Below are 22979 nucleotides of genomic sequence, written 5' to 3'. Positions count from 1 at the left end.
TGGCCCCGCCACCATGGTCACCCGCCCTCCGGGCCCGCCGCCACTCGAACGCGCTCGTGGCGGGCGGGAGGGCCGGTGGGATGGCGGGAGGGCGGACCCGTGGGACGGAGGGGCCGGTGGCCGAGTCTCAGCGGCCGGTCAGCCGGAGCCGGCTCTCCACCTCGTGCTCGCCCGGGACGGTGCCGAGGTCCTGCGTGACGAAGGCCCGCTCCAGCTCCTCCCGCACCCGGCGGACCTGGTCGGCGGATCCGTAGAGTTCCGCGGTCACCGGTGAGCCCAGTTCGGCCGGGGCCGGGTCCGAGCCCGTGCGGGCCGATGCGTCCACCGTCAGCGACCACACGGTCGCCGCGGCCCCGCCCCCGGCGGCCCGGACCGTTCCGCCGGGGGCCGACACATCGGAGAACGAGGCGCGCAACGCGTCGAAGACCACCTCGGCGGTTTCGTGATCGCAGTCGGAGAGGTGCAGGCTGACATGGTCGGTGCTGTCCTCGGCAGTCATCGCGAGGTTCCCTTCCACCGTTGGGGGCACACGGGCGCACGCCATCGTAGGGATCACCGCACCGTCCCGGCCGCAGCCACCACCGCACACCGGGACCGTCACCCGTTCGCCCCGCGCCCCGGGGGAGGATGCCCCCATGGACACGACGGAACTGGCGGCGAGGGCGGCCGCACTGGCGACCCCGGGCGGACGGCGCATCCTCGGCATCGCCGGACCCCCGGGAGCGGGCAAGTCCACCCTGGCCGCCGAGCTCGTACGGGCCCTGGGGCCGGACCGGGCCGTGGTGGTGCCGATGGACGGGTTCCACCTGGCCCGGGCCGAGCTGCACCGCCTCGGCCGCGCCGACCGCAAGGGCGCCCCGGACACCTTCGACGTGCCCGGATACACCTCCCTCCTGACCCGGCTCCGCACCCCCGGGACGAAGGCCACCGTCTACGCGCCCGCCTTCGACCGCACCCTGGAGGAGCCCGTCGCCGGGAGCATTGCCGTGGGCCCCGGCGTTCCCCTGGTGATCACCGAGGGCAACTACCTGCTGCACGACGCGGGGGAGTGGGCCCGGGTGCGGTCCCTGCTGGACGAGGCGTGGTACCTCGCCCCCGACGACGGCCTGCGCGTACGGCGACTGATCGACCGCCACGTCCGGTACGGCAAGGACCCCGGCCGTGCCCGCGCCTGGGTGCTCCGCTCCGACGAGGCGAACGCCCGCCTGGTCGCCCCCGGCCGGCACCGCGCCGACCTCGTCGTCGACGGCACGTGACACGGCCGGGGGCACGCGGACGGGCCCGCCTCCTGCGGCCGGCCCGCCCGCGGTCCGTCAGGCCCCGGGGCACTCCCGCCAGGCCAGGTGGTACACGGTGCTGATGTCACCGTCGGTGGAGTCCATCGTCATGTAGCTGGTGGACGAGGGGGCCGACGTGCCCTTGCGCACGCGCAGCTCGGTGTTGATGTTGAAGTTCCGCTGCACCCCGCAGGGCGCCCACACCAGCTGCGCCCAGTCGGTCGTGTCGGTGGCCTGCCAGTTGTCCTCGTACGGGCCGTTGAACGCGTGCTCCCGTGCCGCCGTCTGCGGTGACCCCTGGAAGTAGTACGAGGCCTTGGTGGTGCTGCCGGCGCCGGGGGCGAGGGAGGCGTAGCCGCGGTAGTCCGCGCTGGCGATCGCGTAGGTGAAGCCGTGCGGCACGTGCACGACCAGGTTGAGCTGGCAGTTTCTGCGCGCGGCGGTCGACGGCGCGCCGCCGCCCACCTGGGCGAGGTACTGGCTGTAGGTCACCGTGAAGGCGGTGTTGTCCTGGGACACGGCGACGGCCGCGGTGTCCCTGGGACACCCGGAACCGTTGACCGTCGCGACCTCGATGACGATCCGGTCCGGCGGCGGGTCCGTGATCGCCGCGGTGCCGGGCTGTGCGGGCAGGGCCGTTGCGAACAGCACGCCGATCGCGCTGCTCACCAGAACTCCTCCGGCCATGACTCTCCAATCCGCTGCTTCTGTGGAACGCGGGGTGAAGTGGGGGGCGCGCAGCCGGCGGAAGCTGGCACGGAACACGGGTGGGGCGTGCGGGTGGGGCATGGGGGTGGGACGTGCACACGGAGCCGTGCAAACGGAGCCATGAAACGTGTACGCCATGCGCATGACAAACTCGCGCGCATCCGGAGGCCGTGAATCGCGGCGACCGGACAGCGGAAGCGTAGGCTCCTCCACCGCCCCGGACCAGCGCGCAGTTTGGCCATTCGCCGACGCGCCGTTCGAGGCACCGGGTCCGGCCATGACCCGAGCCCGTCCATCCGCCCGTCAGCCGGCCGGTCCGACCGCCCGTCAGCCGGCCGTGCCGGCCGGAGTCGTACGCCGGCGGGGGCGGCCGCGGTTGCGGCGACGGCGGGTCCGCAGGCGGCTCCGGCCCAGCCAGGCCAGGGCCTCGGGGTCCCGCTCGGCCAGTTCGGTGAGCGCCGGGTGCCGGCTCAGGGCGGCCACGTGTCGTTCGAGGATCTCGGGCAGACTGCCGGTCCTCCTCAGCTGTCTGCCGTACAGGCCGAACCAGACGATCTGGGCGATCAGCGACCACCAGATCACCCATGCGGCGAACCGGTCGGTCGTCCCGCGCGCCGGGATCCCCATCAGCACGCCCGTGGTGAACAGCAGCCAGCCGAGCAGCAGCAGGGTTCCGGCCTTGGCCGGGACTCCGGGGCCGCGGAAGGGCTCGGGCAGGCGGGCCCGCAGCCGGGCGAGGGAAGTGGCGTGGAACTGCTCCCGGACCGTGCGGAACTCGCTGTCGCGCGACTCGACGCTCCCCAGCGGTGCGGGTGCGGTACGACGGCGCAGCGCGCAGAGCAGTGCGTCCGGCAGCGGGTGTCCGGCGCGGCGCGCCGGGTCGGCTCCGGCCGGGGTGAGGGACAGGCTGCCGCGGTGGTTGACGGTGACCAGCCCGTCGAGCAACAGCCGCGCCGCGGCTGCCGAGACGTCGTCCTCGGCCCACCAGCGCTTGGCGGCGGCGTGGTACGGCTCCACCACGAGCGCCGCACAGCGGTCCACGGCCCGCCGGAACCACCGCTGTTGCCGGACCCGGTACAGGCCGAGCATGCCGTACAGCAGTGCTGTGACGGGGAGTTCGACGCAGGCGATGACGGCGGGGTCCATCCGCCGAGCGTAGGACGCGCAGCCGTCGCCCGTACATTCGATATCCGGGGCGCACGGACCGAGCCGTACGCACCGGATTCTCACGCGGTTCTCATACGGCGCCCAGCCTCTGCTCACACCCGGCTCCCAGAATGGGCGCGTCGACCGGATCTGCCGGTCGAGAGCACGGAGGGTGTCCATGAACAACGTCCGCAAGCGCGTGGGAATAGCCGCCGGCGCTTCCCTGGCCTGCATCGGCCTGGTCTTCCCGGCCGTGGCCTTCGCCGAGGACTCGGGGAAGCCGGCCGCCGGGCCCGAGCACACACGGGGCCTGCACCACGAGAAGGCCGCCGAGCGGCAGCAGCGCCAGGAGCAGCGGCAGAAGGAGCTGGCCGACTCGCTCGCCAAGGACCTCGGCGTTCCCGCGGACAAGGTGACCAAGTCCCTGGAGAAGTTCCGGGCCGCGCAGCGGGAGGAGCACAAGAAGGACGCCCAGGCGCGCGAGGCGCTCCCCAAGGACCGCCGTGAGGCACGGCGACCGGACCCGGCCGAGATCCGTGAGCGGCTTTCCGAGCGTCTCGACCAGGCGGTCAAGGACGGCAAGCTGACCAAGGCCCAGGCGGACGCGATCCTGGCGGCCGCCGACGCCGGAGTCCTGCCCGGCCCGGCCGGCGGCAACCCCTTCAAGGAGCGCTGACCCCGGGCAGGGGCCGCTGACCCGGGCGAGGGCCGCTGACCGCGGCCAAGGGCCGCTTGCCGCGGTGAGGGCCGCCGGCCGCGGCGAGGACCGCTGACCGCGGCCGGCTGCCGGACTCCGGGCGCCCTGTATCCCGTTGAGGAGCGCCCGGAGTCCGGGCAGCCGGGGCGACCGACCGGTCAGGCTTCCCCGCTCGCCCCGCGCCCCTCACCCTCCTCCCGCTCTTCCTCTTCTTCTTCCTCCCGGCTGCGCCGCCGCCGGTGCAGGTGCCACAGCACCCCCGCACCGATGGACGCCGCGACCAGCACGATGCACAGCACCGGCCAGGAGCTCCCGAACAGCCGCACATCGGCGACCAGCACAAAGAGCACCAGACCCACGGGCGCCAGCAGCGAGGAGAGGGCCCGCAGCGCCCCCGCCAGCGACCCCGGATCCACCCGGTACGCTCCGCGCCGCCGCGGCGCCGGCGGGACGTCCGACAGGTAGAAGGCGACGGCCCGCGGCATCATCCGGGCGGTGGCCTTCCGGTAGGACACCGCCATGTACGGCACCCAGACCAGCGGCGCCACCATCCCCACCACCAGCACCACGCCCAGCAGGAGCCACGACCCCACCCGGGCCAGTCTCGTCCGCCAGGTCGGGGTGACGTCCTGCCCCGGGGTCATCAGGCCCAGCAGCTTCGCCATCCGCAGCGTCAGCGCGGTCAGCGCCGGCAGCCGGCCGGGCCGCGAGGGCCCCCCGGCTCCCGGCGGAGGCCCCTCGGCGAGCGCTCTCGCCGCCGTTTCGGTGTCCGGGTAGACCCCCTGCAGCACCAGGAGTTCCGGGGCCCGCTCCGGAGCGGTCGGGTCGAGCCCCGCGACGGCGGCCAGCTCCAGCATCGTCCTCACCTGGCTCAGCAGCGCCGCGCAGAACGCCACCGGGATGAACAGCAGGAAGGGCCCGCCGACGAACGCCCCCTCGGACACCGTCCGCCGCATGCCCCGGGAGACCACCTCCCCGCCGAGCGCGGCGGCGTCCGCGTCGGGCCGTTTCTCCCGCAGCCGCGCCACCCCGCGGGCGGCGCGCGGGCCGGAGAACCGCAGCCCGAAATCGGCCAGCAGTTCGGGCAGCCGGCCGGGCTGCGCCAGACCCGCACGCAGCAGGTTCTTCGGCTCTCCGTCCGGCGTGGCTGCCATACCTGCCATTCAAGATCCCGGCCCGGGCCCCCGCAGGCCCGGGTACTCCGTCCGGGCGTACCGGCCGCTGTGCATACTGCTGGACATGACGTCCACGCTCGGGCACCGCGTCCACCTGATGATCACCGGTGTGCTGGTGACGTGCGGAGCGCTGGGGGGAGCCCTGTTCGGACTGCTGCTGGGCGGCTGGCTGACGGCCGTGCTCGCCGCCGTCGCGGCCGCCCTGGGCGCGGGCCTGGGGGCGCGGCTGGCCCGTCGGCACGTAACCGGCCCCTTCGGCAACGGCCCCTTCGGCAACGGCCCCTTCGGCAACGGCCCCCTCGACGACAGCCCCCTCGGCACCGGCGGCCCCGCCGTCGGCCGCTTCCCGCACGAGGGACCGACCACCGGATCCGGCATCGGAACGGGCGCCGGAGCGGCGTCGTCCCGGGCCGACGGCTACGCGGAGGGCATCGCCGACGCGGTCGTGATGAGCATCGCCACCTACCAGGCCGCGGTCTTCCCCCTCACCCCCGACGGGGTGTCCGACGAGGAGCGGGCCGCGCGCCGCACCATCGCCTACCGGATCTCCGCCTACGACGGCCTGCCCCGCCCCGTGCGGATCTCCGCCGCCGAAGCGCTTGAGGCCATCGACCACGGAGCGGACTCGACCCGTGCAGAGGCCGCGATGAAGGCCCTGGCCCTCACGGTCTACGAGCACCGCGGCACCCACTGAACCCACTGAACCCACTGAAACCCACTGAACCCGCAGAGACCGCGCAGACCGTACGGGCCACCGGACGCTCAGCCCGCCGCCGCCACCGAGACCTCCCCGGCCGGCGCGGCCGCATCGGGCAGGGTGAACCCGTCCACCAGGCCGACGAACAGGTCCTCCTGCTCGAAGAACATGACGTGGCCGGCGTCCAGCTCGGTGTACCGGCTGCCGGGGATCGCCTCGTGCAGCGCACGGCTGTGCTCGACCGGCACGGTGATGTCCTGCGTCCCGCCGATCACCAGGGTCGGAGCCCCGATCCGGGGCAGCAGCCCGCGGATGTCGACCTCCAGGTCGTACGCGATGTGGCGCAGCGTGCCCGCGCTCGGCGGCATGTTCGAGACCAGGACGTCGAACGCGGCGTGGTCGATGGAGTTGAGGAAGCGGCGGCTGAAGCCGGTCATCGCCACCGCGCGGCCGAAGGACGCGGGGTCGGTGGTGCCGAGGTCCTGCCAGAGCGTGAACAGGCTCCGCAGGTAGGTGTCCCCGTCGGTGTGGGCCCAGCCGGCCACCAGGATCAGCCGGCGGACCAGATCGGGGCGGAGCGCGGCCACGGTGGCGGCGACGGTCGAGCCCATGGAGAAGCCCAGCAGGTCGACGGGACCGTCGCCCGCATCCCCGATCGCGTCCTCGATGACGGCGATGACCTGCGCGGCCAGCCCCTCGGAGGTCAGCGGCGAGCCGTCGTCCACGGTGACGTCGGTCCCGGAGAGGTCCGGGGTGATCACGGTGTGGTTCGGGGCGAACCGGGGGAGCACCTGGCCCCAGTTGAGCGCGGCCCCCGTGGATCCGGTGCCGTGCACCAGGACCAGTGCGGGCCCCGAGCCCGTCTTCTCGTAGTGGACCTGAGCGCCGTTGACGTCGACCGTGGCCATGGAACTGCTCCTCGCGTGGGTGGTGGTGACCTGTGCCCCGGGCCCCGTGGGCCCTGGCAAGACCCACGATGCCGACCCCGGTGCGCGTCCGGCAGAGACCTCCGCAACCTGGGATCGCCGGTCCCCCCTTCCGGTTCGGGCGGGGCCGTGGGGCAGGATGGCGATCATGAGCATGGACCGTGAGCAACTCGCCGACTTCCTGCGCCGCTCCCGCGAGCGGGTCCGCCCGCAGGACGTCGGACTGCCGGACGGTGCCCGCCGCCGCACCCCCGGCCTGCGCCGCGAGGAGGTGGCCAGACTCGCGGCCATGTCCGCCGACTACTACGTCCGGCTGGAGCAGGCCCGCGGTCCGCAGCCGTCGCCGGAGATGCTCGCCGCGCTGGCCGGCGCCCTGCGGCTGAGCGCCGACGAACGCGACCACCTGCACCTGCTGGCCGGCCGCCGCCCGCCGGCCGTGCCGAGCAGCGGTGACCTCGTCGGCCCCGGCCTGCTGCACCTCCTCGACCAGCTGCCGTCCACACCCGTGCAGGTCCTCGGCGACCTCGGCGACGTCCTCGCCCAGAACGCCATGGCCGAGGCGTTGCTCGGCGGCGTGTGCACCGTGTCCGAACACGGCCGCAACGTGGTCTGGCGCTGGTTCGCCGACCCCGCGCAGCGCGCCGCCCACCCGCCGGAGGAGCACGACCGCTTCAGCCGGCTGCACGTCGCCGACCTGCGCGCCGCCGTGGGCCGGCGCAGCGGAGACCCCGCTGCGACACGCCTGGTGGAGCGGCTGCGGGCGGCGAGCGAGGAGTTCGCCGCCCTGTGGGAGCTCCACGAGGTCGCCGTACGCCGCACCTCGCGCATGCGCCTCACCCACCCGCTGATCGGCCCGGTGGAGCTGGACTGCCAGGTCCTGTACGCCCCCGAGGGCGACCAACGGGTGGTCCTCTACACCCCGCCCCCCGGCAGCGACACCGCCGAGCGCCTCGCCCTGCTCACATCGGGACAGCCGGCCCTGACCGTCTGAGGCGGAGCAGCCGCCCGCCGGCCTCCGACCGCCGATCCGGGCACGCCGAGCAGCCGGGGCGGCCCGGCGCCGATTCGGTCAAGACCCGACGGCCCCCGACGCCCTACGGTCACCCCATGGACATCCCGGAGACGGACACCCCGAGCACCCGCCACATCACCGCGCACATCGACCGCCCCGCGGCAGACGTCTACGCCTTCGCCTCGGACCCGGCCAACCTGCCGCAGTGGGCGCACGGGCTCGGCACCACCATCGAACAGGTCGACGGCCGGTGGATCGCGGACTCCGCCCTCCCGGGCCGCGTCGTGGTCGCCTTCGCCCCGCCGAACGAGTTCGGCGTACTCGACCACGAGGTCACGCTCCCCACCGGCGAGACGGTGCACAATCCGATGCGCGTCCTGCCCGACGCGACCGGCTGCGAGGTGGTCTTCACCCTCCGCCGCCGCCAGGGCACGAGCGGGGAGGACTTCCGCCGTGACGCCGAGGCGGTCCGCACCGACCTCGCCACCCTCAAACGCCTGATGGAAGACCGGTAGGCCGCGCGGGGCGGACCCCCGCGTGTCCTACCGCGCCGTGTCCTACTGCGCTCCGTCCTGCGGTGCCCCGGCCTGCTCCTCGTACGGGAACCAGGCGAGCGGGGCCTCCTGCCGGAAGAAGGTCTTGGCACGGAGGACGGCCCGCTCGTCGTTGCGGACCTGCCCCGGCCGGGAGCCGTTGCCGAACAGCACCCCGCCGAACCGCATCCGCATGTACGCCGCCGTGTGGGTGAGGGTGGTCACCAGGCCGTCCGCGACGACCTCCTCCTTGTGCGCCATGACCGACACCCCCCACAGCGTCCGGCCCGCCATCCGCTCCTTGAAGTCCAGGCCCGGCACCGCCAGCCAGCCCGACCAGTAGTCGAGGTAGCGCTTGGTGTGCGCGGAAAGGGTGTACCAGTACAGCGGCGACGCCAGGACGATGTCGGTGGCCTCCAGGGTGGCCTGCCGCAGCTCCTCCTCCGCCTCGCTCACCGGCCACCCATCGGTCTCGTGCCGCCCGTCCTGGAAGTCGGGCAGCGACAGCCCGCTGAGGTCCACCCACCGCTGGGTGACGCCGGCGGGCAGCTGTTCGGCGGCCGCCCGCGCGAGGATCTCCGTATTGCCTTCGGGCCGGGAACTGCCGAGGAGGAAGAGGAACGAACGGTCCGTGCCGGGCCGGGGATCAGTCTCAATGGTCATGTCCGCTGTCAACTCCGGCTCCCCGGCCGAAATTCCGTGCGGGCCGGAGGCCCGCGCGGCCGTCCCGTCCCGTGCACCGCCGCCCCTACGGCCACCCGTCCGCACTCACCCCCCGCCTCCGGCCTCCGGCCCTCAGCCTCCCGCCCCCGGCCTTCCGCACGCGCAGCGCCTTACAGCCGGACCTTCCACTCCACCGTCGCCCCCAACGTCCGGGCGATCCGCGGGTCCCGCACCGAGGCCGTCCGGTCCTCGACCCGGACCGACAGCCGGTGCGTGCGGAAGTCGAGCAGCGGCAGTCCCAGTTCCGCCACCCACACCCGCTTCCGCCCCGCGAGGAACGGCAGCTCCCGTCCGTCCAGGGACCAGCGGACGGACAGCCGGCCGGGGGCGGCCCCGGTCAGCCTGGGCACCGAGATCTGCGCCGACTCGTGGCCGCGCAGCGTGCGCCCGGTGGGGGTGAGCGCGGTGACCGGCCGTGCATGGCGGTAGAAGCCGGCGATCATGGCCTCGACCCCGGGCAGGTTGAACGGCCGGTCCAGCACGCGCATCAGCGAGCCGTCCGTCGGCCGGTACAGCCCCTTCACGTAGTATCCGCCGCCCTCGTACGCGCCGACGGTGCCGCCGTCCGGAGAGGGCTCGCCCAGCCACCGGTACCACTTCGCCCCGCCCGCCGCCATCGCCGCGGCGTCCAGCCCGGACACGTTCGGCTCGGCCGGCTCCGGGCCGGTGTAGCGCTCGTAGTCCGGGACGCCGGGATAGAAGTACTCGTCGGCCAGCCACCCCAGGGAATGCCCCGTCTCGTGCACGGCGACCTGCCCGGACTTCGCATGGCCCGCCGAAGCGGTGGCGATGCCGTCGTAACCGAGCTTCGCGCTGGGCTCGTTGTAGCCGGCCCCGCCGTACTTGGAGCTGTTCGCCAGCACCAGCACCAGATCGGGGTCGGGCACCCGGGCCGCGTACCCGTCGACCTTCTCCTGGTCGATGCAGAGCAGCCGCTCGATGTCTCCGCACCAGAAGTACGACCCCAGCGCGGTGTCCCGCACCACCTCCCGCCCCGGGTCACCGCTGACCCCGGACTCCCGGGACACCGCGTCGACCGTCCACACGTTGAACAGCCCCTGGTAGGTCGTGTACGGCGCCACGGCCGCCAGCTCGGCCCACTTCGCCCGGGCATCGGAGTGGAACCGCTCCAGCTCGCCCGCCGTGTACCCGTCGCCGATCACGACCACGTCCAGCCGGTCCGCGGACGGGCCGTTGTCGATCATCTTGGCGACCCCGCCGTCCGCCGCCAGTTCCTGCCCCGACAGGCGGCGGCCGGCGGGGGCGGTCCGCCCCGCGGAGGGCACGGAGGCGCGCCCCGAGCCGGCCGTCGTCCCGTCCTCGGGGCCGGGTATCTCCACCTCGACCCGGGGCCGCGGCCCCGGCCCCGGACCGGGACCGGCCGACGCCGTACCCGGCGCGGCGGCGAGCGAGGCGAGGGCGGCCGCGGCCACCCCCGCCGTCAACAGGGAACTGCGCAGGGCAGAGCGCACGGCATCCTCCAGCACGGACGCGGCAATTAACCGCTCACTTAAGCGAATTGAACCGGTCGCTTAAACTAGGGGGTGCCGGAGGGGATGCGCAATGATCGTGTCCCCTTGAAAACCAGGGGAGTTGAAGGACCAGGGGGCATGGCATGGACGACCCGGCCGAGATCGGCAGACGAGTACAGCGGCTCCGTACGGAGGCCGGCCTGACCCAGCGCCGGCTGGCCGAGCCCTCGTACACCGCCGCCTACATCTCCACCCTCGAATCCGGCCGCGTACGCCCCTCGGAAACGGCGCTGCGCTTCCTCGCCGACCGGCTCGGCACCACCTACGAGGAACTCGCCACCGGACGCCCCGCCCACCTGGCCACCGAACTCCGCCTCGCGCTCACCGACGCCCAGCGGACCCTGGCCACCGGCGCGGCCGACGAGGCCGCCGTCCTCTACCGGCGCCTTCTCACCGACGCCGAGGGCCTCGACCTGCCCGCCGAGCAGGCCGAAGCACTGCTCGGCCTGGGCGACTGCGCCCTCGAAACCGGCGACCTCACGGGCGCCCGCGCGCACTTCGCCGCGGCCGAAGCCCTCCAGTCGGGGGAGCCGCTGCCGCGCCGCGCCCGCGCCATCCGCGGCCGGGCCGTCGCCCACCTCCTCGCCGGGGAACTCCGCTACGCCTGCTACCTGCTGGAATCCACCATCGACGAACTCGGCGCCCGGGGCCTCGCCGACCCCGAGGCGCTCGTCCTCCTCTACGCCGCCGTCATCGGCCCCTACATCGACATGGGCGCCCACGCCCGCGCCGCCCACGCCGCCGAAACCGCCCTCTCCCTGGCCCCCCGGGTCACCGACCCCGCCCTGGTCGCCGGCATGCACCGGCAGGTCGCCCGCACCTTCCTCGCCGAAGGACGCACCGCCGAGGCCGACGCCTCACTGGCCCGGGCCCAGGCCGTGTACCGGCAGCTGCAACTGGCCACCGACCTCGCGCACTGCCACTGGATGCGCGGCTACGTGAAGGCGCAGTGCGGCGAACTGCCCGCGGCGGAGGAGGAGCTGCGCACCGCCCGCGGCATGCTCGCCACCCGCCGCGCCACGCTCTACACCGCACAGGTCGAGGTCGAACTGGCCGACGTACTGCGCCGGCTCGGCCGCCACGGGGAAGCCGCCGAACTGCTGTCGGCCCTGCTCGACCTGGACGACAGCCACGGCGCCGTGCACGCCGGCGGCGCGCACCGGCTGCTCGGCCTCATCGCCGAGGAACGCGGCGAGACCGAGGCCGCCGAGGAGCACTACGTGCGCGCCCTGGCCCTGCTGGAACGCAGCGGCGCGACCGGCGACCTCGCCGACCTGTGCCGGCTGCTGGGCGACCTGCTGCGCCGCACCGGCCGCACCGAAGCCGCCCTGGACGCGTACCGCACCGGCCTCGGCCACCGCGCGGCCATCGGCACCACCACCCTGGGCCCGGCCCCGGCGGCCGCCCCGGACCGGACGGGGGCGGGGACGGGGCAGTGGCGCCCCTGAGAGCGCAGCCCTGAGTGCGCGCCCCTGGGAGCGCAGCCCTGAGTGCGCGCCCCTGGGAGCGCGGCCCTGAGGGGGAGGGGCGGAGCCGGTGCTCAGGCCGCCGCGGGCGTGCTCTCGGGGCCGCCGGAAGCCCGGGCGGCGGCCTGCGCCGCCCGGCGGCGGGCATCGGGATCGGTCCGCGCGTCGTACACCAGCAGCGCGGGCAGCAGTGCCGCCAGCACCGCCACCGAGCCCACGCAGGCCAGACCGCCGCTCCAGAACGCCGTACGGGTCCCGGTCCAGCCCGCCGACCAGCCCGCCCGCACCTGCCCCAGCTGGGGCCCCACGCTGTACGACAGCACCTCGATGCCGGCCAGCCGCCCGCGCAGCCCCTCCGGGATGGTCTGGTTCCAGATCGTGGAGCGGCCGAGACCGCTCAGCATGTCCCCGGCACCCGCCGCGGCCAGGCACAGCAGCACCACCCAGATGTCCGTGAACCAGCCCGCGGCCGCCACGGCCAGCCCCCACCCGGCGGCCCCGCCCGCGACGAGCAGCCCGTGCCGGTGCACCCGGGAGGTCCAGCCGCTGGTCAGCCCCACGACCAGGGAGCCCACCGACCCCGCCGCGTACATCAGCCCGAGCGCCCACGGCGCGTCCAGCTCGTCGGCGAGGAAGGGGAAGATCGTGTTGGGGAAGGCGAAGAACATCGCCGCCAGGTCGATCGCGTACGTGCCGAGGAGCACCGGCCGGCTCCAGGCGTAGCGCGCGCCCTCCGCGATACCGCGCAGCGAGGGCCGCTCGGCGTCACGGGCGGGCGGAGCCGGGGTCAGCCGGGTGCACAGCAGCACCGACACCGAGAACCCGGCCACCGTCACCGCGTACGCCGGGGCATGGCCCGCGTAGGCCACGACCAGGCCCGCCAGCGACGGCCCGGCGATCGCGCCGATCTGGTAGCGCAGCGAGCTCAACGCGGCCGCCGCGGTCAGCTGGTCGTGCGCCACGATCCGGGCGGTCAGCGAGTCCAGCGCGGGCCGCTGCAGCCCCGCCAGCGCCGACACCCCGGCCGCCACCACGTACAGCGGCCACAGCAGCGGCTGCGGCAGCAGCGCGTTCACCAGCAGCACCAGGGCCAGCAGGCCCAGCCCCGCCTCGGTCCACAGGATCAGCCGCCGCCGGTCCACGGCATCGGCCAGCGCCCCGCCGTACAGTCCGAAGACCACCAGGGGCACCAGCTCGACGGCCCCCATGGCGCCGACGGCGAGCGGCGAACCGGTCAGGTCCTTGATCTGCAGGGGCAGCGCGACCATCGCCATGAAGCTGCCGAAGTAGGTCACCGTGCCCTGGTAGAAGAGCAGCCGGAAGTCGCGGCTGGAACGCCAGGGGGCGGTGTCGGGCAGGAGGGAGGCCAGGCGGGTACGGGTCTTGCTCACTCGCTCGATCGTTCGCCACGACCCGGGCCCGGGGCAACCGGTTTTCCGGCGCCGTGCGGGGGAAAACGCGGCCGGGCCCGCCCGGCAGCGCAGCCGGCCGGGCGCCGACCTGCTTCGCTGGCCCGGTGAAATACTTCGTGACGGTCCAGGCGACCCAGGCGGACTACGAGGCGATGGAAGGGACGGAGTCCCCGGGCCCGCCCCGGTGGAGCCGCGAGGAACTCCTCGCCATGGTGAACTTCATGGGCGAGCTCAACAACGAACTCGCCGCCTCCGGCGAGCTCCTCGACGCGCAGGGCTTCACCGCCCCCGCCGAAGCCCGCTTCGTCACCGCATCACCCGGCACCGAACCGGTCATCACCGACCGCCCCTACGCCGCCGCCGACGTCCAGCCGGCCGGCTACTGGCTCCTGGAATGCGTCGACCTCGACCGCGTCACCGAGATCGCCGCCCGCATCACCCAATGCCCGACCCCACCCGGCTCCCCGGAACACCCGGTGGTCATCCGCCCCATCGGCGAAGCCCCCGCCCCCTGACCCCTGCCGCTGGTGTGGGCAGGGGGTCGCGTCCCTCACCCCCCGGTGTGGGCAGGCGTCCCGCAAGGCGATGGGGGTCCCCCTGTTCGAGCGAAGCCAAGAGCTCGGGGGAGGGCGGGCACACCGGACACGGCCGACCCCGCCCCAGCGCAGCCCCGCCCCCTCCGCCAGGGCCGGGCCGGAGCTGCCCCCGGGCCCGGCCGAAGCCCCGCCCACGAGCAAGGGCTGCGCCCAGCCGCGGCGCGGGCGGCACCGCCCCCCGCTACCCCCCGAGCGCCGCCCGCAGCCGCCGCGCCTGCTTCACCAGCTGCGAGGACCCGCCCCGCCCGGCGGCCTCGACCACCACCACCGGGCACGGGCCGGCCGCCCCGCTCTGTTCCGCGCACTCCGCCGCCACGGCGAGCAGTTCACCCGCCCCATGCAACGGCTCCGCCCCCAGCACCCCCGGCACCGCCTCGCCCAGCACCGCCCAGACCGTCCCGTACGCCCCGGTCGACGCCGCCGTACGAGCCGCGTCCGCGAGCCGGTTCGGCTTGACCGTGCCCCGCCGCAGCAGCTCCGCGAGCTCCCGCCCGACGAGAGCCGTGTCCAGTTCCCCGCGCGCGGCCATGACCAGCAGCGCGTCCACCGCCGCGAGCCGGTCCTCGGCGTGCCGCGCGCCCAGCCCGGTCGCCACCAGCAGGTGCAGGACCGGCCCCGCGGGACCGCCGAGCTCCGCGAGCCGGGGCAGCTGACCACAGGCCCCCTCCTCGCCGGCCGTGGCGCACGCGGTGACGGCCACCGTCGCCCACGCCGCCAGCGTTTCCCGGTCCTCCGGGAGCACCGCCGCGTGCTGCGGGTCGTGCACCGGCCAGTGATAGCAGCGCCAGCAGGTGGCGGTCCGGGCCTCGGCCAGCCGCCGGAAGGCGACCGGGAACTCGCCACGCACCACGGAGTGCTCCGCGGTCCGCCACAGCGTCTGCTCGTGGTCGGCCCGCGTCCGGTTCCACTCGTGGACGTCCGCCGGATCGTGCAGCGTCCGCTCCGGCAGCCCGCGGTCGCCCGCGCCGTCCAGCCACTCCGCCAGCCGGCGTCCCTCCCCGCTGTTCAGCGCGCGCGCCGCCGCCGCGGCCCCGCCGTCACGCCGCACCCGCAGCAGCGCCTGAGCGAAGTCCACCGGACCGACCGCCCTGCCCGCGTACTCCTCCAGCCGGGCCACCAGGTCACCCGGTTCGATGGTGCCCGTCTCCCACGAGGGCGTCGCCAGCAGGAACGGCTGCGGATCGCCCAGCAGCCGCAGCGCCACCTCACGCATCCGGGCGTCGACGACGTCCTCCAGGGCACCGGACGGGCAGCCCGCGTCCCGGGCGTTGCAGTCCCGGGGAAGCCTCAGCTCGCCCGCCCTGACCGTCCCCAGCAGGGCCGCCACGGGCAGCTCCAGCCCGGCCAGCCCGTCGGGGGAGGCGTCGTGGGTCGCCCACCACAGCCCCGCCAGCGCGGGCCGCAGGGCCAGCGCCAGCGCCGCCCGGTCCCGGTGGGCGTGCCGGACCAGCCCGTCCAGGGCCCGCTCGAACTCGGCCGGATCGACGGGATCGGGAGCGCGCCAGGCGTGGCGCCGGCGGCCGGCGAGCACCGCCGCCACCAACTCCACCGTCTCCGCCACCGAGTCCGGTGCGGCCGGCTGCGGCCGCCGCTCCGGAGCGGGCGGCAGCACCTCCTCGTACGGCGCGTCCCCGGCCACCGGCCCTGCGAGCCCGCCGCCCGGGACCACGGTCGCACCGCCGGCTCCGGGTGCACCGCCGTCCTCGGGCACTCCGCCCAGGACCTCCGCGGCCCGCTCCCGCAACCCGGCGCTCAACGCCGCGGCCTGCCCCAGCAGTTCCTCCCGGAGCTCCACGTCCTCCTCCCTCAGGTGCCGGGCGACCAGCGCCAGCGCCCGCTCCTGCACCTCCAGGTCCGGGTGCCCGAACGCGGGCCCGGCCACCGGCAGCAGCGCGTGCCGGGCCTCACGGTCCCGCCGCAGCACCTTCCCCAGCAGCACCAGCTGCGCCCGTGCGAACTTCTTCTCCGGCCGGAACAGCACCGCCGCCGACACCTCCGCCAGCCGTACGTGGTCCAGCTCGCCGGACTCGGCCAGCCCGGCCAGCACCCCCTGCGCGTACCCGGCGGGACCGGACGGGGCGTCCGAGGCCAGCGCCGCCCAGTCGGCGATCCGCTCCACCTGCTCCGCCCGCGTCGGCTCCAGCTGCCGGAGCAGTGCCATGAACACCTTGAGTCCGGCCGGGCGCCCGCCGCGCAGCAGCCGCGCCACGGCCCCGTCGAGCAGCACGCGCCGTTCGACCACTCCCTCCGCCGCCAGCGCGGCCAGCTCCACCGGCCAGTGCCCGGGGGTGTCGGGCTGGTCCCAGCCGGCCATCGAAGGCGCCGGCTCCACCGTTTCGAACAGCCGGGGCACCAGCTCCGCCGTCCACGGGTTGCGGCGCAGCGCCGCGCCCAGCCCGGACAGCCCGTCCGGAGCCCGGCCGGCCTGCGACCGGTGGCGCAGCGCCTCGTCGGTGAGGGACCGGACCCAGCCGTGCACGAACGGCTCGCCGGTCGGCACGGCACACCCGGAACGGCTCACCAGGGCGGCGATCAGCTCATGGTCCTCCTCGGCGGTGGCCCGGCGGGCGGCCAGCCGGTGTGCCACATCGCCCAGCCACTCCGCCGACTGCCCTTCCAGGACCGTCATCAGGTGCGCGGACCGGCTCCGGGACGGCTGCGGCCGCAGGTCACGGGCGCCTATCCAGGCCGCCGCCGCGGCGGCGCCGGTGTGGCAGCCGGCCCCGGCCAGCCACAGCCCGCGGCTGAGCGCGGCCCGCTCGTGCCACCGGGTCCAGTCCCAACTCCCGGGTTCCTTGCGGAGTGCCTGCAGTTCGCCGAGCAGGGTCCGCCGCGCGGCCCGGTCCAGCGGGGCCAGCAGCGCGGAGATGAGATCGCTGCGGCCCGCACGGATCGCGCTCATGAGGTCGTTCACCGGGTGGCTCCGTTCGTGGCGTCGTACTGCTCGTCAGAGAAGGAAGAGAAGGAAGAGAGGGAAGCGAGGGGATCGCCGTCCGTGGAAGCGGCGCCTGCGGGGCCTGCCAGGGCGGCGCGCCGTGCCATCCGCACCGCCAGGGCGTGCTTGCAGGGCCCGCGCCGCCCCCGGTAGTCCACCCACCACTGGCAGGTGCAGCTCAGCACCGCGCCCGCCGACTCCCTTACCTGGTAGCGGCGTTCACCGGAGAGCACGGTCGACGTGGCGCCCCCGCCGGCGGACGGCCGCACCGCCCCCTCCGCCAGCAGCTTCCGGGCCGCCACCAGCCGGGGATTGGCGCGTTCCGCCCGGGAGGCGTCGTAGGGCAGCTCCCGGTGGAAGTACGCCGCGTCCGCCGCGTCGTACCCCACCCGCCCGGCAGTGCCCAGCCGGGCCAGGGCCGCCCGCACCCGAGCCGCCGTCAGCCCGGACTGCTCGGCCAGGTCCGCCGGATCGATCCGCGGCTCCCAGGCCAGCAGCACCGACACCAGCTCCGCGTCGGCGGCCGCCTCGTCGGTGGCCAGCGACTCAAGAACTCCGCCCTCACCGGAGAACCCGCGCGAGGTCTCCGGTGACAGGGTCAGCGTCAGCCGCATCCCCGGAAGCATGACCTCCCAGGCGCTCGCCGACGGCAGCCCGCCGTGTCCGGCCGGCCCGTACACCCGCAGCCCGGTGGCGTGCCGCAGCACCCGGTGCAGCGCCACCAGCCGCTCCGGGCCGGGCAGGCACACCGCGCCGGGCACCGCACGGGTGGTGGGCCGCAGCCCCCGCCCGGCCGGCACCACCCACATCTGCCGCGCACCCGCCGCGCGTGCGCCACTGCCCGCCGTCGGGCGCGGCAGGGACCGCAGGAACCGGACCGCCTCCGGGGCCGACAGCTCCGCCCGCAGGTCGAACCCCGCGCTCACCACCTGCGATTCGGCGAACCCGCGGAGCCAGCGCTCGGGCAGCGGTACCTTCTTCTCCACCACCGCCCCCGACACCGTGGTGACCGCCAGCTCCTCCGGTCCGACCCGCAGGTGCAGCGGCTCGTCCCCGGTGAGCCGCGACAGCGCCTCCCGCAGGGGGTTGTTCACGTCGACATTGGTGGTGCCGTGCCCCGTGTCGGCCCCGCCGAGCCCCTCGCGCAGCACGTCCAGCCGGGCGTACACCCCGCAGCAGCCGGAGAACGACTCGAAGCGCAGCCGGTCGCCGTTGCCGGTGACGACCGGATCGAGCGAAGCGGCCGGGTTCCGCTGGTGGTAGCGCGCGGCCGCGACGTCGGCGACGGCGAGCAGCCCGTGCGCGGCCGCCTGGGGCGCCGCCAGGAAACCCGCGAAGAACTGCGGATGGGCCTCCGCGCCGACCGGTGTGGTGCCACCGGAGGTCTCCAGCCCGAGCTGCTGCCCGGACAGGGCGGAAGGACGTACGTAGGCCAAAGCCTGCACGGATCGGTTCATGTCCAAAACGCTAGGGCCACCCACTGACAACGCCCTGAGTCGCCGTCAGCCCACCGGCGGGACCGGCCGGGAGCCCTGTCCGCGACCACCTCGCCGGACAACCGTCCGACGCCTTGTCCGCCGACCGGACGCGTCACGCCGAGGGTTCCCCGCGGGGCTAGGGTGCTGCCCCATGGCCGAACCCACTTCCCACCTCGGTGCGACGGCGGACGCGTACGACGCCGTCGCCGTCCTCTACGCAGAGTTGTTCCGCGACGCACTCGACACCCGCCCGCTGGACCGGGCGGCCCTCGCCGCGTTCGCCGAACTCGCGGGCGGCAGCGGAACCGGAACCGGCCCCGGCACGGGCCCCGGCCCCGATACGGGCATCGGCCCCGGCCCCGGTTCCGTCGCCGAACTGGGCTGCGGGCCCGGGGCGGTGACCGCGCACCTGAGGGACCTGGGGCTGGACGTCTTCGGCGTCGACCTGTCACCCGTGATGGTCGGGATCGCCCGCGAGACCTACCCGGACCTCCGGTTCGAGGTCGGCTCCATGGACGCCCTGGACCTGCCCGACGGCACCCTGCGGGGCATCGTCTGCTGGTACTCGGTCATCCACGCCCCACCTCACGAACTACCTGCGTACTTCGCCGAGTTCCGGCGTGTCCTGGTGCCGGACGGGCACCTCCTGCTGGCCTTCTTCGAGTCGGAGGGCGACCCGGTCACCCCCTTCGACCACAAGGTGGTGACCGCCTACCGGTGGCCCGTCGACGCCCTGGCCGGCCTGGCCGCCGAGGCCGGGTTCACCGAGGTCGGCAGGATGCTGCGCGCCCCCGTCGACGGGGAACGCTTCCGCCAGGGACGCCTGCTGATGCGCAGGGACCCCGCAACGGGGTGACCCGCCGGGCCGGCCGGCGCTCGCCGCGGACGGCCCTGTTCCGAGGCCGGGACGGCCCTATTCCGAGGCCGGGAGCAGGGCGAACGTGGCCCGCTCCTGCCACTTCACGCCGTCGTACACCATGAGGTGCACCGCCGAGACGCGGCAGGAGACCGGCAGGTGGTCGGCGACCCCGGCCTCGATCTCGTCCAGGACCTCCTCCTCCTGCTTCTGGACGATGGTCAGATGGGGGACGGCCTCCCCGTACTTGCCCCCGTAGGGCTGGGCCTCGGGCCACCGTCCGACGACCGCCTCCGTGAGCCGCCGCACCGGCCCGTCCGGCTCGGGCACGAGGTACAGCACCCCGGGGAACCGGCCGCACCGTGCGAACCGCAGGTCGAATGCGGAATGGCGGCCGAACAGCTCCGCCAGGGCCGCGCAGACCCCCTCGTCGACAAGGCTCTCGTCGAGGAACGGATAGAGCACGGTGACGTGCGCCGGAACCTCGGCCCAGGCCGAGTGGTTCAGCCGCTCCCGCCAGCCGCGTACGGCGGGTTCGGCCTCCGGAACGCCGATGACGAGGCCCGTCTGACCGGCCTCGAAGACACTGCTCTGTTCGTCTGCCATGACACGGCATGCTGCCACCTCCGCAGCCGCCGGCACACATCGATGCCGCTTCCCGCCCCTGGGATATCGTCCCCGGCATGAAGATCATCGATCTCGAGCCCGGCGACCCGCGCCTGGTCGGCGAACTCCTGCCGGTCCTGCGCGAACTGCGCCCCCACCTCACCCCCGAACTCTTCCTCGACGTGTACGAGCACGGCCACGCCCAAGGCCTGCGCTTCGCCGCCGCCTACACGGAGGACGGCACCTGCGTCGGCGCGGCCGGCTGGCGGATCATCCACGACACCGGCTCCCTGCGCAGGCTCTACGTCGACGACCTGGTGACCGCCGAGTCCGCCCGCTCCACCGGTGTGGGCCACCGGCTCATCGCCCACCTGGAGGCCCACGCCCGCCGGGCGGGCTGCCACGAGCTCGGCCTCGACTCCGGCACCCACCGCACCGGCGCCCACCGCTTCTACCTGCGCGAGCGCCTCGACATCGTGGCCTTCCACTTCGCCAAGGCACTGGAGCCCGAGGCGGACCAGGATCCGTCCGGCGCGTGATCGTCCGACAAATTCGCTACCGGGCGGCCGGAGCACCGTGATACACAGCCGACGTGCGAAAAATCTTGGAGTTTCCCGAGGTCCTGCGGCTGATCGAAGACCGCTCGGCCGCGTTCCGCGCCGCGATCGCGTCCGCCCCCGACCTTGACGTCCAGGTCCCGACCTGTCCGGACTGGACGCTGCGCGAACTGGCGCAGCACCTCGGCGACGGCCGCCGCCGCCAGGCCGCCATCGTCGCGGCGGGCCCGGGCGCCGAGCCCCCGGCGAGGACGGACCCGAAGGGCGCCCCGACCGCGCCGCGCGACCGCGAAGCCCTGGACGCCTGGCTCGCCGAGTCGACCGAGCTGATGCTCGACGCGATGCGCGAGGCCGGCCCGGACCGCGGCTGCTGGACCTGGTGGGGCCGCTCGCAGGCCCCGGAGACCAGCGGAGCCGTGGCCCGGCACCAGATCCAGGAGATCGCCGTCCACACCTACGACGTCCAGCTCACCCACGGGGCCGCGCAGCCGCTGCCGACGGACGTCGCGGTCGAGGGCGTCGACGAGTTCCTGACGACCGTCTCGGCGACGACCGTCCCCTGGCCGTTCAAGCCGGCGACCATCGACCTGCACACGACCGAGGGCCGCTCCTGGCGCCTGACCCTCGACGCCGACGGCGTCCGCTGCGACGACCTCGCCGCCGGCGCGGAGCCGGGCGACATGGTGATGCGGGGCGCAGCGGGCGAACTGGTCCTCTACCTCTACGCGCGCCTCCCGCTCGACGGCCTGGAGACCGCCGGCGACACCGAGCCGATGGAGCAGCTCGCAGACTGGGACCCGAACGCGTAGCACGCGCACGTGTGACGCAAGAGGCCGAGCGGACCGGTTCCTGTGGGACCGGTCGGATCCTCACCCCGAATTCCCCAAAGCCTGTGCGGAGCAGAGACGTTCTGCGAAACTGCGCTTCCGGGGAGCACACGTGGGGTGGGGGCGGTTCGGTGAACGTCTGGTGGCTGGTCAGCCTGTCCGCGGGCCTGGTGCTGCTGTGGCTCGCCGTGCGCACGATGCACGTCGTCCCGCAGGCGAGCGTGGCCGTCGTCGAGCGCAACGGGCGGTTTGCGCGCGTACTGACCTCCGGGTTCCACCTGGTCGTCCCGTTCATCGACACGATCCGCAACCGGATCGACATGCGGGAACAGGTCGTCCCGTTCCCGCCGCAGCCGGTCATCACCGGGGACAACCTGGTCGTCGACATCGACATCGTCGTCAACTACCGGGTGGCGGATCCCCGTGCCGCGACCTATGAAGTCGCCAGCTACATCCAGGCCATCGAATACCTCACCATCACCACCCTGCGCACCATCGTCAGCACCATGGACCTGGAGGAGGTCCTGACCTCCCGCGAGATGATCAACGCGGGCCTGCGCGGCGTGCTCGACGAGGGCACCGGCAAGTGGGGAATCCACATCCACCGCGTCGAACTCAAGACCATCGAACCCCCCACCTCCATCCAGGACTCGATGGAGAAGCAGATGCGCGCCGACCGCGACAAGCGCGCCTCCATCCTCCAAGCCGAAGGCGTCCGCCAGTCCGAGATCCTGCGCGCGGATGGGGAGAAGCGGGCGGCGCTCCTCCGAGCCGAGGGCGAGATCGAGATCGCCCGGCTCCGCAGGGCCGCCGAGGCCGAGGCCGCCGGTGCGGCCGCGGCCGGCCACCCGGCCCCGCCCGCCCCCGAACCCGTCCGGCACCCGCCGCTGCGCCGGGACGACCCCGACCGGCTGGGCCGCTACCGGCTGACCGCCCGGCTGGGCGAGGGCGGCATGGGCACCGTCTACCTCGGAGTGTCGCCCGGGGCCCGGCGGGTGGCCGTGAAGGTGGTCCGGGAGGAACTCGCCCAGGACCCCTCCTTCCGCCGGCGCTTCGCCCGGGAGGTGGACGCGGTCCGGCGGGTCGGCGGCTTCCACACCGCGCCCGTGGTGGACGCCGGCCCCGACGACGCCCGGCCCTGGCTGGTGACCGAGTACATCCCGGGCCCGTCCCTGCACGAGGTGCTGCGCACCCACGGAGCGCTCCCCGCCACGACCGTACGCGCCCTGGCCCTCGGACTGGCGGAGGCCCTGGAAGGCATCCACGCCTGCGGGCTCATCCACCGGGACCTCAAGCCGGGCAACATCGTGGTCTCCGGCGCGGGTCCGCGCGTGATCGACTTCGGGATCGCGCGGGCCGCCGAAGGGACGTCCCTCACCACCACGAACGTCGTGGTCGGCACCCGCGGCTTCCTCGCCCCGGAACAGCTGACCGGCGGGCCCCTGACCCCGGCCGTGGACGCGTACGCCTTCGGGATGGTGCTGTGCCACGCCTGCGGCGCGGCCCCCTTCCCCGGGGGCACCGTCCTCGACCAGGCGCTGCACGCCCTGCCCGCCGACCTGGCCGCAGTGGTCGGCGACTGCCTGCGGCACGATCCGGCCGCACGCCCCACGCCCACCGAGATCCTGCAACGACTGGCCCACTCCGGGGAGAAGCCCCCCGAAGACTGGCTCCCCGGGGCCGTACGCGCCCTGGTCGCCCGCCACCAGGCCGTCCTCCCGGCCCCTGTCCTTGCCCCCCGGCCCTGATGCCCGGTACGGACGCGCGCCCGACGCGGCGCCCCCGCCCCTGACCGCCGTGTCCGAATGTGACGGTGAATC

The 22979-nt window shown here is 74.6% G+C and carries 22 protein-coding genes and 1 pseudogene; 12 read left to right on the top strand and 11 right to left on the bottom strand.

The genetic code is table 11. The annotated features are described in order from the left end of the window. Positions 1-127: 127 nt before the first annotated feature. The gene (locus AB0O36_RS06475; RefSeq protein ID WP_365104925.1) at positions 128-499 is read right to left on the bottom strand and encodes a hypothetical protein; all 372 of its coding nucleotides are present in this window, start codon (positions 497-499) and stop codon (positions 128-130) included. A gap of 136 nt (positions 500-635) precedes the next feature. Here AB0O36_RS06475 and AB0O36_RS06470 point away from each other — a divergent pair, with 136 nt between their 5' ends. After that, positions 636-1256: a nucleoside/nucleotide kinase family protein gene (locus AB0O36_RS06470; RefSeq protein ID WP_365104922.1), complete on the top strand. Its 621-nt coding sequence runs from the start codon at positions 636-638 to the stop codon at positions 1254-1256. Between the two features lie 57 nt (positions 1257-1313). On the opposite strand, the gene AB0O36_RS06465 is transcribed toward AB0O36_RS06470, so the two are convergent. Beyond that, positions 1314-1964, bottom strand: a complete 651-nt coding sequence (locus AB0O36_RS06465) for a DUF4360 domain-containing protein (protein WP_365104919.1) — start codon at positions 1962-1964, stop codon at positions 1314-1316. Positions 1965-2312: 348 nt separating this feature from the next. Further along, positions 2313-3131 carry a hypothetical protein gene (locus AB0O36_RS06460; RefSeq protein ID WP_365104917.1) on the bottom strand — a complete coding sequence of 273 codons (819 nt, stop codon included), beginning with the start codon at positions 3129-3131 and terminating at the stop codon, positions 2313-2315. A gap of 178 nt (positions 3132-3309) precedes the next feature. Between AB0O36_RS06460 and AB0O36_RS06455 the strand changes: the two genes are divergently transcribed. Then, a complete protein-coding gene (locus tag AB0O36_RS06455; protein WP_365104914.1) occupies positions 3310-3807 on the top strand; it encodes a hypothetical protein in 498 nt (165 codons plus the stop codon). A gap of 179 nt (positions 3808-3986) precedes the next feature. On the opposite strand, the gene AB0O36_RS06450 is transcribed toward AB0O36_RS06455, so the two are convergent. Then, positions 3987-4982, bottom strand: coding sequence for a hypothetical protein (locus tag AB0O36_RS06450; protein WP_365104911.1), 996 nt, complete (start codon positions 4980-4982; stop codon positions 3987-3989). Positions 4983-5067: 85 nt separating this feature from the next. On the opposite strand from AB0O36_RS06450, the gene AB0O36_RS06445 reads away from it, so the two are divergent. Then, the gene (locus tag AB0O36_RS06445; protein WP_365104908.1) at positions 5068-5697 is read left to right on the top strand and encodes a hypothetical protein; all 630 of its coding nucleotides are present in this window, start codon (positions 5068-5070) and stop codon (positions 5695-5697) included. A 68-nt stretch (positions 5698-5765) separates the two neighbouring features. On the opposite strand, the gene AB0O36_RS06440 is transcribed toward AB0O36_RS06445, so the two are convergent. Beyond that, positions 5766-6608 (bottom strand): alpha/beta hydrolase, encoded by an 843-nt coding sequence (locus AB0O36_RS06440; protein WP_365104906.1) that lies wholly within the window; start codon positions 6606-6608, stop codon positions 5766-5768. A gap of 157 nt (positions 6609-6765) precedes the next feature. Here AB0O36_RS06440 and AB0O36_RS06435 point away from each other — a divergent pair, with 157 nt between their 5' ends. Together AB0O36_RS06435 and AB0O36_RS06430 are read left to right on the top strand one after the other, a co-directional pair. Next, positions 6766-7617 (top strand): helix-turn-helix transcriptional regulator, encoded by an 852-nt coding sequence (locus AB0O36_RS06435; protein ID WP_365104903.1) that lies wholly within the window; start codon positions 6766-6768, stop codon positions 7615-7617. 116 nt (positions 7618-7733) lie between these two features. Further along, positions 7734-8153 carry an SRPBCC family protein gene (locus AB0O36_RS06430; protein WP_365104901.1) on the top strand — a complete coding sequence of 140 codons (420 nt, stop codon included), beginning with the start codon at positions 7734-7736 and terminating at the stop codon, positions 8151-8153. Positions 8154-8195: 42 nt separating this feature from the next. Here the strand turns inward: AB0O36_RS06430 and AB0O36_RS06425 are convergent, their stop codons facing one another. Together AB0O36_RS06425 and AB0O36_RS06420 are read right to left on the bottom strand one after the other, a co-directional pair. Beyond that, positions 8196-8834, bottom strand: a complete 639-nt coding sequence (locus tag AB0O36_RS06425) for an NAD(P)H-dependent oxidoreductase (protein WP_365104899.1) — start codon at positions 8832-8834, stop codon at positions 8196-8198. A gap of 170 nt (positions 8835-9004) precedes the next feature. Beyond that, a complete protein-coding gene (locus tag AB0O36_RS06420) occupies positions 9005-10366 on the bottom strand; it encodes a M64 family metallopeptidase (protein WP_365104897.1) in 1362 nt (453 codons plus the stop codon). 143 nt (positions 10367-10509) lie between these two features. Between AB0O36_RS06420 and AB0O36_RS06415 the strand changes: the two genes are divergently transcribed. Further along, positions 10510-11874: a helix-turn-helix transcriptional regulator gene (locus AB0O36_RS06415; protein WP_365104894.1), complete on the top strand. Its 1365-nt coding sequence runs from the start codon at positions 10510-10512 to the stop codon at positions 11872-11874. 92 nt (positions 11875-11966) lie between these two features. Here the strand turns inward: AB0O36_RS06415 and AB0O36_RS06410 are convergent, their stop codons facing one another. Beyond that, the gene (locus AB0O36_RS06410) at positions 11967-13292 is read right to left on the bottom strand and encodes an MFS transporter (RefSeq protein WP_365105423.1); all 1326 of its coding nucleotides are present in this window, start codon (positions 13290-13292) and stop codon (positions 11967-11969) included. 116 nt (positions 13293-13408) lie between these two features. Between AB0O36_RS06410 and AB0O36_RS06405 the strand changes: the two genes are divergently transcribed. Next, a complete protein-coding gene (locus tag AB0O36_RS06405) occupies positions 13409-13819 on the top strand; it encodes a hypothetical protein (protein WP_365104892.1) in 411 nt (136 codons plus the stop codon). Positions 13820-14081: 262 nt separating this feature from the next. On the opposite strand, the gene AB0O36_RS06400 is transcribed toward AB0O36_RS06405, so the two are convergent. After that, positions 14082-16814, bottom strand: coding sequence for a DUF6493 family protein (locus AB0O36_RS06400; protein ID WP_365104890.1), 2733 nt, complete (start codon positions 16812-16814; stop codon positions 14082-14084). Beyond that, on the bottom strand, positions 16811-18292 hold the full coding sequence (locus AB0O36_RS06395; RefSeq protein ID WP_365104887.1) for an SWIM zinc finger family protein: 1482 nt from the start codon (positions 18290-18292) through the stop codon (positions 16811-16813). Before AB0O36_RS06395 ends, AB0O36_RS06400 begins: the two co-directional genes overlap by 4 nt. 172 nt (positions 18293-18464) lie before the next feature. Here AB0O36_RS06395 and AB0O36_RS06390 point away from each other — a divergent pair, with 172 nt between their 5' ends. Next, the gene (locus AB0O36_RS06390; RefSeq protein ID WP_365104884.1) at positions 18465-19169 is read left to right on the top strand and encodes a class I SAM-dependent methyltransferase; all 705 of its coding nucleotides are present in this window, start codon (positions 18465-18467) and stop codon (positions 19167-19169) included. Positions 19170-19226: 57 nt separating this feature from the next. Here the strand turns inward: AB0O36_RS06390 and AB0O36_RS06385 are convergent, their stop codons facing one another. Further along, positions 19227-19775, bottom strand: coding sequence for a 2'-5' RNA ligase family protein (locus AB0O36_RS06385; RefSeq protein ID WP_365104881.1), 549 nt, complete (start codon positions 19773-19775; stop codon positions 19227-19229). A 77-nt stretch (positions 19776-19852) separates the two neighbouring features. On the opposite strand from AB0O36_RS06385, the gene AB0O36_RS06380 reads away from it, so the two are divergent. From AB0O36_RS06380 to AB0O36_RS06365, 4 genes and pseudogenes are all read left to right on the top strand, one after another. Beyond that, positions 19853-20314 carry a GNAT family N-acetyltransferase gene (locus AB0O36_RS06380; RefSeq protein ID WP_365104878.1) on the top strand — a complete coding sequence of 154 codons (462 nt, stop codon included), beginning with the start codon at positions 19853-19855 and terminating at the stop codon, positions 20312-20314. A gap of 53 nt (positions 20315-20367) precedes the next feature. Further along, positions 20368-21141: a maleylpyruvate isomerase family mycothiol-dependent enzyme gene (locus AB0O36_RS06375; protein WP_365104875.1), complete on the top strand. Its 774-nt coding sequence runs from the start codon at positions 20368-20370 to the stop codon at positions 21139-21141. A 215-nt stretch (positions 21142-21356) separates the two neighbouring features. Beyond that, positions 21357-21941, top strand: a pseudogene (locus AB0O36_RS06370) (SPFH domain-containing protein); the annotation flags it as partial. Positions 21942-22112: 171 nt separating this feature from the next. Then, positions 22113-22907, top strand: a complete 795-nt coding sequence (locus AB0O36_RS06365; protein ID WP_365105420.1) for a serine/threonine-protein kinase — start codon at positions 22113-22115, stop codon at positions 22905-22907. The last annotated feature ends 72 nt before the right edge of the window (positions 22908-22979 follow it).

The sequence above is a fragment of the Streptomyces sp. NPDC089799 genome, from assembly GCF_040684755.1.
Lineage (GTDB): Bacteria > Actinomycetota > Actinomycetes > Streptomycetales > Streptomycetaceae > Streptomyces.
Note: the sequence above shows the minus strand (reverse complement) of the source record. Positions and strands in the feature narration are given on the sequence as shown.